This window comes from Prochlorococcus sp. MIT 1304, from assembly GCF_047305015.1.
In the GTDB taxonomy this organism is placed as follows: Bacteria; Cyanobacteriota; Cyanobacteriia; order PCC-6307; family Cyanobiaceae; genus Prochlorococcus_A; species Prochlorococcus_A marinus_E.
In genome coordinates this window covers 1,381,973-1,395,140 of the sequence record NZ_CP138974.1, presented here as the reverse complement: position 1 = coordinate 1,395,140, position 13,168 = coordinate 1,381,973, and the positions used below count along the sequence as shown (strand labels likewise).

The 13,168-nt window shown below is 29.1% G+C and carries 12 protein-coding genes; 6 read left to right on the top strand and 6 right to left on the bottom strand.

Going from position 1 to position 13,168, the window contains the following annotated elements:
• Genes SIB45_RS07890 through SIB45_RS07870 form a run of 5 tightly spaced genes read left to right on the top strand, consistent with a single transcriptional unit; the run spans position 1 to position 3,175 of the window.
• Positions 1 to 639 carry a hypothetical protein gene (locus SIB45_RS07890; RefSeq protein ID WP_011863001.1) on the top strand — a complete coding sequence of 213 codons (639 nt, stop codon included), beginning with the start codon at positions 1 to 3 and terminating at the stop codon, positions 637 to 639.
• A gap of 22 nt (positions 640 to 661) precedes the next feature.
• Positions 662 to 1,816: an FAD-dependent monooxygenase gene (locus tag SIB45_RS07885; protein ID WP_011863000.1), complete on the top strand. Its 1,155-nt coding sequence runs from the start codon at positions 662 to 664 to the stop codon at positions 1,814 to 1,816.
• Between the two features lie 5 nt (positions 1,817 to 1,821).
• Positions 1,822 to 2,019, top strand: coding sequence for a DUF2949 domain-containing protein (locus SIB45_RS07880; protein ID WP_011862999.1), 198 nt, complete (start codon positions 1,822 to 1,824; stop codon positions 2,017 to 2,019).
• 39 nt (positions 2,020 to 2,058) lie between these two features.
• Entirely contained in the window at positions 2,059 to 2,583 is a 525-nt protein-coding gene (locus tag SIB45_RS07875; RefSeq protein WP_225866366.1) for a DUF3038 domain-containing protein, read from the top strand.
• A gap of 1 nt (position 2,584) precedes the next feature.
• Entirely contained in the window at positions 2,585 to 3,175 is a 591-nt protein-coding gene (locus SIB45_RS07870) for a DUF4335 domain-containing protein (RefSeq protein WP_011862997.1), read from the top strand.
• A 459-nt stretch (positions 3,176 to 3,634) separates the two neighbouring features.
• On the opposite strand, the gene SIB45_RS07865 is transcribed toward SIB45_RS07870, so the two are convergent.
• Positions 3,635 to 3,796 (bottom strand): hypothetical protein, encoded by a 162-nt coding sequence (locus SIB45_RS07865; RefSeq protein WP_011818467.1) that lies wholly within the window; start codon positions 3,794 to 3,796, stop codon positions 3,635 to 3,637.
• A 72-nt stretch (positions 3,797 to 3,868) separates the two neighbouring features.
• The gene (mfd, locus tag SIB45_RS07860; RefSeq protein ID WP_011862995.1) at positions 3,869 to 7,378 is read right to left on the bottom strand and encodes a transcription-repair coupling factor; all 3,510 of its coding nucleotides are present in this window, start codon (positions 7,376 to 7,378) and stop codon (positions 3,869 to 3,871) included.
• 74 nt (positions 7,379 to 7,452) lie between these two features.
• Between mfd and SIB45_RS07855 the strand changes: the two genes are divergently transcribed.
• Complete coding sequence (locus SIB45_RS07855; protein ID WP_011862993.1) at positions 7,453 to 8,163, top strand: TerC family protein; 711 nt, start codon at positions 7,453 to 7,455, stop codon at positions 8,161 to 8,163.
• Here SIB45_RS07855 and fmt read toward each other — a convergent pair.
• The 4 genes from fmt to acsF are packed head-to-tail and all read right to left on the bottom strand — an operon-like array spanning position 8,103 to position 13,124.
• The gene (gene fmt / locus SIB45_RS07850) at positions 8,103 to 9,143 is read right to left on the bottom strand and encodes a methionyl-tRNA formyltransferase (protein WP_011862992.1); all 1,041 of its coding nucleotides are present in this window, start codon (positions 9,141 to 9,143) and stop codon (positions 8,103 to 8,105) included. The two genes, SIB45_RS07855 and fmt, sit on opposite strands and share 61 nt — an antisense overlap.
• Positions 9,140 to 10,492, bottom strand: coding sequence for a TldD/PmbA family protein (locus tag SIB45_RS07845; RefSeq protein ID WP_011862991.1), 1,353 nt, complete (start codon positions 10,490 to 10,492; stop codon positions 9,140 to 9,142). The genes fmt and SIB45_RS07845 overlap by 4 nt, the downstream gene beginning before the upstream one ends.
• A gap of 3 nt (positions 10,493 to 10,495) precedes the next feature.
• The gene (locus SIB45_RS07840) at positions 10,496 to 11,920 is read right to left on the bottom strand and encodes a TldD/PmbA family protein (RefSeq protein ID WP_011862990.1); all 1,425 of its coding nucleotides are present in this window, start codon (positions 11,918 to 11,920) and stop codon (positions 10,496 to 10,498) included.
• Between the two features lie 31 nt (positions 11,921 to 11,951).
• The gene (gene acsF / locus SIB45_RS07835; protein ID WP_011862989.1) at positions 11,952 to 13,124 is read right to left on the bottom strand and encodes a magnesium-protoporphyrin IX monomethyl ester (oxidative) cyclase; all 1,173 of its coding nucleotides are present in this window, start codon (positions 13,122 to 13,124) and stop codon (positions 11,952 to 11,954) included.
• Positions 13,125 to 13,168 lie beyond the last annotated feature (44 nt).

Sequence of the window (13,168 nt, the reverse complement as noted above, 5' to 3'; positions counted from 1 at the left end):
ATGTTAATTCCAATTAATTCAGGTCAAATTTCAAAACTTATTCCTGCAGTTGGTACAGGAAGTCAATTTAAGTACGCTTTGGGGAATCCGAGAAAAATTCTTCAAAGAGTAATAGTTTCTTCAATTGGTGGATTTATCTCATTAATTATTAGTTCTACTGGAGATCAAACTAATAATTTCTGGTTATTTCTATGTGTAGGTTTCTTTTTGTATATCATCTGGGGCCCAATTCTTGAATCAAGCAGAAAAAATTTGCAATTAAGAAAATATAAATTTTATTCTATATTTGATGGCTTTGTATCAGATATTTATAAAACAGAAAAGATTGAAAGTTCTAGAGAACAATCTAATAGACAAGGTCGATTGGAAGTTATCGAAAACAAAAGGACTTGGTTAGTACTTGAATTAGAAGATGAAGATGGTTATTTGGAAAAATTAAGTTTTCCTATGGAAAATAAGCACAGTCAAATCAGGGTTGGTTCGAGCATTAGATGTTTGATAACATCGGATAACCGTAATTTTGACAAAGATTTTTATTTGACCGATGCTTGGCTTCCTGAAATTAATTTATGGGTTGGTGAGTACCCTTATCTATTAAGACCAGCATTTGAGGAAATTTGCTATATTTATTTGAATTGATAGTTGATGCTTATATAATTTGATGAAAAATAAATTCAATTTTAAAATTGTTGGATCAGGTCCCACAGGTTTATTACTTTCAATTGCACTTTCAAAATTTGATTGCAATATTTTTTTAACTGATTTATTAACAAAAGATAGATTAATTGATAAAGATAAAACTTATGCAATTACTCACTCAACGAGAAAAATCTTATCTAAATTTAGACTTTGGAAAAAATTAGAACCATTTTTATCTGGCTTTGATACCCTTTCAATTTCAGATAGCGTAACTTCTGCTTTTACAAATTTATCAACTTCTGACTTAGATGATGATATAAGTTCTTCTAAACATATTGGCTGGGTAGTTAAACATTCGGATCTCATGAACGTATTTTTTCAAGAGATTGATAATTATGAAAATATTTTTTTTATGAATCCACAGAGTTTATTACGTAAAAAAATATTATTTGATTATCAATTCTTTGCAACAGGAGCAAACTCACTTGATAAAAAAGTCTTAAATTTTTTTAATATAAAAAAATCTTATAGTCAGTCTTGTTTAACTTTTAAAGTTTGTATTAGAGGTCATTGTGAAAAGCGTGCTTATGAAATATTTAGAAAAGAAGGCCCTCTTGCATTATTACCTTTAGAAAAAAACTTATACCAAGTAATTTGGACTTCCAGTACCTTAAAGGCAATTGAAAGGTTAAATTTCGACAAGAATTTTTTAATGGATAATTTATCAACAATCTTGCCAGATGAATTTAAGTTGGACCAAATAATTGGCGAATTTAATATTTTTCCTGTTTCATTATCCTTAAATTTACCAGCATTAAATTTTAAAAAATTCGTTTTTGTAGGAGATGCATTTCATACATTTCATCCTGTTGGTGGTCAGGGTTTAAATACTTGTTGGAGAGATGTAAATACTATTTATGATCTTTTTAATAAAAATAATGCTATTACTAAAATGCAATTGATATCATTTAAATTTAAGTATTTTTCAAGCAGGATTTTAGATATTATCTTCACTATTTTTATAACTGACTCATTGATATCAATTTTTGCTAATAGAAACGTTTTTTTATTTCCAATTAGGAAATTTTCATTTTTACTTTTAAATAAATTTCTTTTTACAAGAAAATTAGTCCTAAATCAAATGACTAAATCTCTCATTTACTCAAGTATTAAATAGAATTCATGAATAATTATGTATCTAGAGAAATGATAATTTATTTATTTAATGTATTAGGTTTAGATGAATCTACTATTGAACTCGGTATAAAATTATCTTTAAAAAATAACACCCCATTGCCAATATTATTATGGAGTTATGGAATGCTAACTATTGAAGAACTAGATAAGTTATATTCATTTTTATTTCAAAAAATGGATTAATAGTCCTGTTATAATTAGTCTATATTCTATTGAAGAACAATTAAAGTTTTAACTAGAGGAAATCAGGTATCAAGAAAATCTATAGAGAAGCTTGATTTATTATTATTAATATTAGAGACTATTGACTTAAATGGTATAGACTCCCTTTACGCCTTATCAACTAGACTTAATCTAAATACGGTTTTTCCAAATAAAGTGACTATTTGGAAATTAAGGAACAATAATCCATTGAGAAAATCTTATGTTACTAACAATATTAAACTTAACGAATTCGATGCCTTAATTAGAATTACAGTTGAAATGTCTAAATATTTATATCCTTATATCAGAGAGATAATGAAATCTAAAGAAAATATTGAACAGAATTCAGTTATTTGGAATGATTTTAAAAATAGATTTATTGAGTTAATTAAAGAGAGGTTTAATGTAGATAGTATGAGAGTGAAAAAGCTTTTAAATCAAGCTGAAAATGATGAGATTATAATAAAATCTTTGCTTATTTTATCTTTTTGCATTTCAAATAAGGGTTATCAAAAGTTGAAGAATTTTTTATACGATTTTTAACATGATGCAAAATAAATTGTCATTTCATCAATCTTCCGCAAGCCTCGAAATAATTGGACTGCCAGATTATTCAAATAATGAGAAAAAGGATCAAATATCTATTATTTCTCAATGGAAATTAACCCTAGTTGATAAACCACTTATTGAAGGAAAAATTGAACATTTAGGGCCTATTATGGATGCTTTTTATATTTATTCAAATCTTTTAATCAAAAATGAAATCCCAATATATGAGTCTAAATTAATCGATATAAAAGCCGATAATCTCCACACACATAATATTGTTCTCAAGAGCTCTAAAACAAATGTAAAGCCTTTAGTTTTAAAGATTGGTAATTCATTGCTTTCTGATACTTTAAATTGTTTTGATCAGTTAAATGAATCGCCAAAAGTAAGAATAAAAAAAACTGATATACGTACTAACATTCCTAAAAAATTAAGATTAGGGTTAAATAAAAAAATTAACTTTTTCAATTTCTTTATTCCACCGTTTTTTGCTATTTGCTCTTTAATTCTATTCTCTTCTTCTTTTATTTATTTTTATAGTCCTTTTGAAAATATAGAAAAAAAAGAACTAATAAACTCTGAATAAAGAGCAATTAGCATCTTAAATACAAACACGATACTATGGGTTAATTTCTTTTCAGAGTTATTCAAATTTATTCTTTGAGCTTTGATTTATGGCAGATTTAAACATCCCAAATTTGAATATTAAATCTGATAAATATATTTTTAAAAATAAATTAAATTTAAGAAGAAAATCCAAAAGAAGACTTTTTACTGAATCTTTCTTTTTGTTTATTTTAAGTTTTTTATTAGTTTATATAAATTATTTAATTCCTAATAAAAATTTGCTGTTACAAAATCTTCCTTTGACATTAAATAAATCTTTTTTATTATTAATCGATCTATTTTCATATATCTACGAAATATTGTTGGTGATTTTTATTTTTGTCTCTTTATTTACTGCTCTTATTTTAATGATAGGTTCTTTATATAGGTTATTTAGAGTCTCTAAAAGAAAGTCAAAACAAATTATTTATAAATAATTTCAAATAGGCTGCATTAGGCCGCCACTTCCTGAATCAGAATCATCATCATCATTTTCTGTTTCTTCTCCAAATAATGCGAATATGCCAAGTACAATTGATGAAAGAATAATTGATAAGGGTAAAATCGAAGTTTGGATTCCGACGTCTATATATTCACCCATAAAACAAATAAATTTTTATAAACCTAACCGAAATCAAACTGATTCGCGGATTTTATATAATTATTTAATAATTTATTCTCTTTTAATAAGTTCTTTATCGAAATTATTTATTTCTTTTTCAAAAGACCCGAACCACAACATTAGTTGATCAATTTGATTTTGAATTTCAGTTGCACCTAAACCTCTTATAGTTATGATTGATAATTGTTCGCCTTCATTAAAATTAAATTTATTTTGAACACTACTTGCTAAAGAATTTTTAAGAATTTTAAAAGTAGAATTTTTTAATTTTGTCTCTATCAGGATGTTTGGCTTTTTGAGCTTGATCTTATTAAAACCACATTTTTTAGCTAGTAACTTTAGTCTCATTATCATAATCAGGGACTCAACAGGTTTGGGTAAGTTTCCATATCTATTCACCCAGTCTGTAGCTAATTCAGTTAATTCATAATTATTTGAACATTCAGTAGCAGATTTGTAAGCCTCAAGCTTCTCTTCCCTGTTTAATATCCATGTTGCTGGTATAAATGCATTTATAGGTAGATCAATTTGCGTGTCGTTAACTTCAGGTATTTCTTGCCCACTGATTTCTGAAATAGCCTCATGGAGCATCTCTATATATAAATCATATCCAATCGCATTAACCTTTCCACTTTGTTCTTCTCCTAGTAAACTTCCAACACCTCTTATCTCCATATCTTTCATAGCAAGTTGGTATCCACTTCCTAGTTCTGAAAAGTCTTTTATCGCTTTCAATCTTTGTTTTGCAGCGTCATTAATTTTATTTATATTTGGATAGAATAACCAAGCATGTGCTTGTACACCGCTTCTTCCAACTCTTCCTCTAAGTTGATAAAGTTGTGAAAGGCCAAATTTGTGAGAATCTTCAATAATGATTGTATTTACTTTAGGGATGTCTAATCCACTTTCAATTATCGTTGTACATATCATTAGATCAACTTCTCCATTATTAAAAGCAATCATTGCATTTTCAAGCTCTGTTTCGTTCATTTGCCCATGAGCAACAATAAATTTTAAGTTGGGAATCATATTTTTTAATTTGTCTATAGCTTGATCAATATCAGAAATTCTTGGAAGAACATAAAAAATTTGACCTCCCCTATCAAGTTCTTTATTAATTGCAGTTCTTATAACATCCATATCTATTTCAGATAAATATGTTTTTATTGATCTTCTTGATGGAGGAGGAGTATTTAGTAAGCTCATTTGTCTTAGTCCAGATAAGCTCATATAAAGAGTTCTTGGAATTGGAGTTGCTGAGAGAGTTAAAACGTCTATGTTGGTTTTGATTTTTTTTATTTTCTCCTTTTGCCTTACTCCAAATCTTTGTTCTTCATCAATAACAAGTAATCCTAAATTTTTAATTTCTATTTCTTTTCCTAAAATTTGGTGTGTTGCTACAACTAAATCAATTTTGTTATTTTTCAAACCTGCATAGATTTCCCTTCTTTCATTAATGGATTTGAATCTATTGAGTAATGATACTTTAATTGGGTAAGGTGAAAATCTATTATTTATGGTTCTCCAATGTTGTTGAGCTAGGATTGTTGTAGGAGCTAGAAATATTACCTGTTTGCCTGATGTTATAGCCTTAAAAATAGCCCGAACAGCGACTTCTGTTTTACCAAATCCAACATCTCCACAAACTAACCTGTCCATTGGCTTATCGCTTTCCATATCAGATTTTATTTCCTTAACAGCAGTAATTTGATCTGGGGTTGGTTGATAAGGGAATGATTCCTCTAATTCATCTTGCCAAGGACCATCCTCTGGATATATGTGCCCCTTTAATTTTTCTCTCTTTGCATAAAGTTTTAATATATCGACAGCAACCTTCTTGATTTGTTTCTTATTTTTATCTTTTATTCTTTCCCATTCTGTCCCCCCTAATTTATTTATTTTTGGCTTTATTTTTCCGCTTGATCTATATCTGTTAACACTACCGAGTTGATCAGCGGCAACACTTATCTTCCCATCTTGATATTGAATGACTAAATAATCTCTTGAATCTCCAGTTAAATTTATTTTTTCAATTTTTAAAAATTTTCCTATCCCATGATTTTTATGGACTATAAAATCACCGGGACTAATCTTATTGACATTTATATTTGAATTGACACTTCTTTTTTTTCTTCTTATGAATACATTATTAAAAAGAGATTGTTGTGAAAATAATTCTTTATCTGTTATCAGGACAACTTTCCATATCGGAAGAGAAAAACCCTCGATTTCATAATTGTTCTTATTTTTTAAAATTAAAGGAGTTGAATTATTAATTGACTTAAATGCTTCATCAATATCATTAGGATTGTTTAAGAAGTTTGTATTACATTCGTGCTCAAAAAGTAAAGTCCTTGTTCTCAATGGCTGTGCTGATAATATCCATACTTTTTCATTATTTTTTATATTTTTATTTATATCATTGGATAATTTTCCTATATTTTTAGAGTATGAATTTAATCTTTTATCATTTAACAAAAACCTATTATCAATATTGACTTTAGATTCAAATTCATAAAACTTTATTAAATTAAAATTTCTCAGTGAATTTAATATTTCTTCAAACTTTAAATGCAAATTAGGTTTGGCTTCTAAATTTATGTCATTATTTTTAAGGTTCTCATTTAATTCGTACACACAATTATCAAAATTACTTTCTGAATCTAGATACCAATTATTTGCAAATTTTTTACAATCTTCTAATTCATCAATTACTAGAATTGTTTCTTTATTTATAAAATCTATTATATTTCTAGGTTCTTCTTCAATTATTCCCAAATAACGATCAAGATTATTTTTATTTATATCTTCTGAATTAAAAATACTGTTCTTAGATAAATTATTTAACTTATCTTTTATTAACAAATCAAATCCAGCTTGTATTATTTCAATATTATTGATACTTTCTAATGTTTTTTGTGTGTGGGGATCATATTCTCTTATTTTCTCAATTACATTATCAAAAAATTCTAATCTTACAGGAAACTCATTATTTACAGGATAAATATCTATTATTTCCCCTCTTCTACTCCAAAATCCTTCTGATGATGTCACATTTTCCTTTGTATAACCCAGCAAAGTAAGTTTATTTGCTAATTCTTTAATCTCGATTTGAACCCCTTTTTGCAAATTTAACTTGTTTTCAATTAATAAGTTTTTATTTACTAGATGAGGTTGTAGTGATCTTTCTGTTGATATAACAATATTAAGTTCATTTTTCTCTTTTTCTATTAATTTAGATAAAACAGTAAGCTGACTAAATTCAATCTCTTTGGATTTATTAATTGATGAGTATGGTAGATGTTCTGTTGGAGGATAATATAAAACTGCTTTATTATTTATACTTTCAAAATAACCAATCCATTTGTAGGCAATTTCTTCATTAGGACAAATTAATAATATATTTTTCCCTTCTGTTTTTGCGATGCTATTTAAAATTATTGATTTAGCATATCTACTTGAACCAATAATATTTAATTCATTATTTTTTGAAATTCTTTTTATTAATTCAGAAGTAATTTGTGAGTTAGAAATATAATCAACTAAAGTATTTAAACTCATTTATAGCTATCAATCTTGATTACAAATATCCGATACATTATATTAGATTTTATACTGATTGTGAATAATATTTGATGGATTCAGCCGCAATAAATTCTTTTATACCCACACTAGATCAGGTAGACAGTTGGTACGAAATCTTTACACTTTTACCAATATTAATTGCTCTAGAATTATTATTATCTGCAGATAATGCTGTAGCACTAGCTTCTCTTACTAAATCCCTCGAAAGTTCAGAATTAAGGTCAAGAGCCTTAAATATTGGTATAACAATATCTTTATTATTTAGAATTATTCTCATCATATTATCTAATGTTCTTCTTAAGTTTATTCTTATTAGAGTTTTCGCCGGTTTTTATTTAATATACTTATTCTTCTCAAATGTTTTTTTAAATTCAGATATAGAAAACGATGAAAATGGGAAAGATAATAATAAAAATAATTTTAGGTTCTTAAGGGTTGTAGCCCTTCTTTCAATTACTGATTTTGCTTTTTCCATAGACAGTATCACTACTGCAGTAGCTATCAGCGATCAATATATATTAATAATATTTGGAGCAGTGATAGGAGTATTAGCCTTAAGATTTACATCGGGTATTTTTCTAAAACTTCTGGATATATTTTCTAGATTAGAAACAGCTGGTTATGTTGCTATTTTAATTGTTGGGATTAAACTTTTACTGAATACATTAATTAAAGAATCTATTCTTCCAGACTATTATTTTTATTTTTTGATTCTTTTTGCCTTCACTTGGGGATTCTCTAAAAAAGAATCTAAAACATGATCTGAGATATATTCACCTATTGTTGGCTTTAACTGTTGTATCAATTGCTTTTTGCTAGAAATGTTTTTTCCTTCAAGTTTTGCTTCTAATAAAATAATTGGATCAGTTTTAGTTGAAATTATTATTCCTTCATTTTCTATTACAGAAAGAATAATACCTGGTCTTGAATAATTGCTCGTGATAAGGTTTTTATTTTTAATTTCATCACTAGTCAAAACTTTGATTTTAAGTATTTGTAGGTTCTTACCTCTAAAAGTTGTATTTGCTCGTGGGTATAATCCTTTTATTTTTTGAGAAATTTTAATTGCATCATTAGTCCAATCAACTCTAAAGTCTGATTTTTCAATCATTCTTGCGTAAGTAATTTCTCTTGCAAGGGTATTTTGTTTTGTTAGTTGCCAATTAGTATTTTTATAAATATTTTCTTCGAGTAGTGATGTGGCATTTAAAAATAATTTTGCAGATAAAATACTAAGTTTTTCCGATAGTGTATTTAAATTATCGTCATTATCAATTTTAATTTTTTCTTCCAATAATAAGTCGCCAGTATCTAGTCCCTCATTCATTTTCATAATTCCTACACCAGTAAATTCATCGCCTTTTATTAGGGACCATTGGATTGGGGCTGCACCACGCCATCTTGGAAGTAGTGAAGCATGTGCGTTCCAACACCCAAATTTTGGGATTTCCAATATCTCTTTAGGTAATATTTTCCCGTAAGCTATAACAATAAATAAATCACAAGATAGTGACTTAAGTTCATTTATAAAATGTATATTGTCTCTGATTTTTGTTGGAGTATAAATTTTTATAGATTCTTGCTCGGCAAAGCTTTTAACAGGTGAGGATATTAATTTATTTCCCCTAGATCTTTTCTTATCGGGTTGGCTAACTACTCCAATTACCTCGTGCTTAGATTTAATAAAAATATCAAGGCTCGCAATTGAATATTCAGGTGTTCCCCAGAATATAATTCTCACGCGTCACCAGTTATTGATAATTCATCCACCCATATATGTGGAGAAATTCCACTTGTTGTTACTTCCTGGTTTGATTCAATATTTACTATATTTTTCAAAAGATATTTGATATCCCCTGCTACTGTTGCAGATTCTATTGAGATTTTTTTACCGTTTTTATAGAGCCATCCATCAAATGGAAGAGAGAATGAACCTTGACTTGCTCTGACACCCGCATGGATTGCATTTAATTCTTCAATATAAACAAATTCTCCCTCATAAGTAGAGTGATCTAATGATGTTTTTAGATCTAAGTTTTCCTCTGATTTCTCAACTACTATCCAATCAGGAGATACTGAGACTTTTGATCCTAGTCCAGCGTGACCTGTAGGGCTTGTTTTAAATATTCTTGCTGTTGATTCAGAATGTATAAAATTTTCAAGTCTCCCTTTGTTAATTAAACATAGCCTTTTGGTAGGAGTTCCCTCTCCATCAAACGGTAATGAAGAAATATTTTTTTCGTGAAGACCATCATCATAAATATTAAGGGCGTCTGTAGATAATTTCTCTCCAATAGAATTTTTATTAGATAAGCTAACTCCATCTAAAATGCTTCTAGCATTAAACATTGAACTAAAGGCATTAATGATCGTTAAAAAAGACTCTGGGGAAAAACATATTAAATATTTATCAGTTTTAATAGATGAATAATTTAAATGTGAAATTGTTTTATTAGAAGCGTCTTTAATACACGACTCTATATCTATATCTTCAACTCCGTATCCAAGTTTTACAGAACCTGAGCTACGAGGTTTCTTATTTTTCTCTTCTGCTCTTGCATATAAATAAAGTGCAGCTTGGCTTTTGGTATAACTCCTAAAGGCACCATCACTATTTGCATAAACTCTCTCATAAAAACTCTCAGATAAACCATTATACGGAACAGATTTTATGGATTCATGGCTTTCTAATAGTTTTATTTCTGCTTCTCTTAAAAGCATAAGTAATTTTTTTATTCCAACAGGATTTCTTTTTTTTGAGTCCTTAACATGAATAGGATCCTTGGCTAGTGGTGAGAATTCTGTTCTTTCATTCTTGTTGCCATAATCAGATGCAATATTTGCTTGATTTAGAGCTTTTTTAATGCCAGATTCACTGATATCACTAGTTGTTGTAATACCAACTAAATTAGATTTATTCCATACTCTTATAGTTAAAATTTGCTTTTGTGATGCCTTAAGTTGTTTAGCCTCACCTTTATCTACTTGCACAGAATAATCATTAGAAAAGCTTGCACCATAATCCCATTTTTTAAGATTTAGTGAATCTGCAGCTTCAGAGATTTGAGTTGTTATTTCTTTTGAATTCATATCCTATCTTCCGCCAACAGTGATTGAATCAACCTTGATATGAGGTTGTCCAACAGTTACGTTGACACTTCCACTGACGGATCCACAAAATCCAGGAGCTAATTCGAGGTCATTTCCACACATTGATATTTTCGGCATAACTTCTTTAGCCTCACCAATCAAAGTTGCTCCTTTTACTGGATTAGTTAATTTTCCATTTTTAATAAGATATCCTTCTTCTACCGCAAAATTAAATTGTCCGGTAGCACCTACACTGCCACCACCCATTGATTTGCAGTAAAGACCATCACTAATACTATTAATTAAATCGTCCTTCGAGTGCTCACCTTTAGCTATATAAGTATTTCTCATTCGTGAAGCTGCAGCAAAAGAATAATTTTGTCTTCTTCCACTTCCTGTTCTTTTATGGCCTGTTCTTAATTCCCCTGCCCTGTCGGATATGAATTTTTTTAAAATTCCATCTTTTATAAGAACTGATTTTTCGGGTTCCATACCTTCATCATCTACTGATAATGAACCAAATGATCCTTCTGAAATTCCTTCATCTATTGCTGTTACAGATTCATGTGCAATTTTTTCATTCAATTTATTCTCAAATGGTGTTGTTCCTCTCTCTATTTGTGTAGTTTCAAGTAAATGACCGCAGGCTTCGTGGAATATAACGCCACCAAATTTATTAGCTAATACGACAGGCATTTGCCCCGCTTCAACATAATCTGCATACAACATCTTCATTGAGCTTTCAAACACATCATTAGCTGCTTTTTCGTGATCCCATAATCTGAATTCATTTGGCATTCCTGACGATCCAAATCTTCTACTTCCACTAGATCTATATTGGGCATCACTAGCAATTAAGTTGAGTCCAACTGTTTGATGCAACCTAATATCTGAAACATAGGTGCCGTCGCTGGAGGCTATGATTACTTCTTGTAGATTTCTTGAGTAACTTCCTTTTCTGGTTATTATTTTATTATTTTTTTTTAGAGACTTTGTGCTGATTAAAAGTTTTTCACTTATCTCATTAATAGATGGAACCTCATTAATCCATTTTTTCTTGTTTAAACTATAGTCCCTATGTTTATTTAAACCGTTAAACACTTCTCTTTTTTTGTTAACTACAATATCTAACATCTCAACAGCCTGAGTTACTGATCTCATCAAGCCATGTTTTGTTAAATCATTTGTACTTACAAATCCATCCTTTTTTTCTTTGAAGATTCTGATACCAGCACCTCTTCCAAATGATGGACTTACACTTGTAATAAAATCCTCTTCAGCTAGCACACTTGAGTTGTCGGTATTCTCTATAAATATTTCTACAAAATCAGCGCCAAGTCCAATACCGTAAAAAATTATTTCTTCTAATAAATCTTTATTGCAACTACCAAAAACTATTTCATTTGATTTGATTTGTGACGAAAGCATTTGAGTCTATATGTCTTCTCTGTATGAAAGATTATCTAATTGAAGGTTGGTAATCTTTGCTATCTAGAGGTTTTAATAAGTATAGTCTTAATAACTGGTAACCGTTTGATAAATATTTAGGTACTTTTCTAAAAGTTTTAGATACTTTATTTCCAGTACCGCTTGCAATATCGGAAAGAATCTTATTATTTTCTACTATTTTATCTAATCTTCCATAAAAGGATTTATTATTAACGTCCATTACTACAGGGAAAACTCTAGCTGCAGTTTCATTCGTTTTATTAATAACAAATTGGTCGTAATCTCTGGCATCTAAACCTAATGAACTGTAGAAATCTTTTTTAATTCCCAAATCTCTAGCATACATGGTTGCAAATACAGCAAGTAAGAAAAACCTAGACCATAACTTGGATGTTAATGGAAGATTGTTTAAGAAGTATCTAAATCTATGGAAATAGTCAAATAGTGGATGTGTAAAGGTAGAGCCACCAATGGTTATTTTTTGACTTAATGATTTAACAGTACGTGGTTGTGCTTTCATTAATGCGTCAAAGAAATCACCATGCCTATTTTCATCTTGACACCAATTCTCAAAGTAATTAAACAGTGGAAAAATTTTGCTATTTGGGTTCTTTTCGAGATGCCTATAAATTGCTATGTATCTCCAATAACCTATTTTTTCGGATAAATAAGTGGCGTAAAAAATACTTCGTGGTGGGAAATAAGTATAATCCTTATTTGCTGTTAAAAAACCTAGATCTAACTGCAGTCCAAAATCACTCATTGATTTATTCAAAAACCCTGCATGTCTAGCTTCATCTCTTGCCATATGAGCAAAACATTCAGCAAGAAGAGGGTTTTTGTCTTTAATCCTCTTGCTAAGTTCCTTATAAAGTAAAAAACCTGAGAATTCTGAAGTACAACTTCCCTCAAGAAAATCAACAAAGAGCTCTCTTGTCTCAGGATCCAATTTTTCTGCAGCCCCTTCAAATTCACTATTTCTTACAAAATGATGCCTGTTGTAATCTTTCCTAAATTCCTCACATATAGCTTCCAATTCTTCCTCGTTTATTGATAAATCCATATTTTCCATTGCCTCAAAGTCTGTTGTATAGAATCTTGGGGACAAAATTGTCTCCTTTGCTGGGGCTTTTCCTTTATTTATTTCTTTTTTATTTGTAGATTCAATAGTTGATTGAGACATCTTTAACTGTTTTATTAATACTATTATTTACCATTATTTGTATT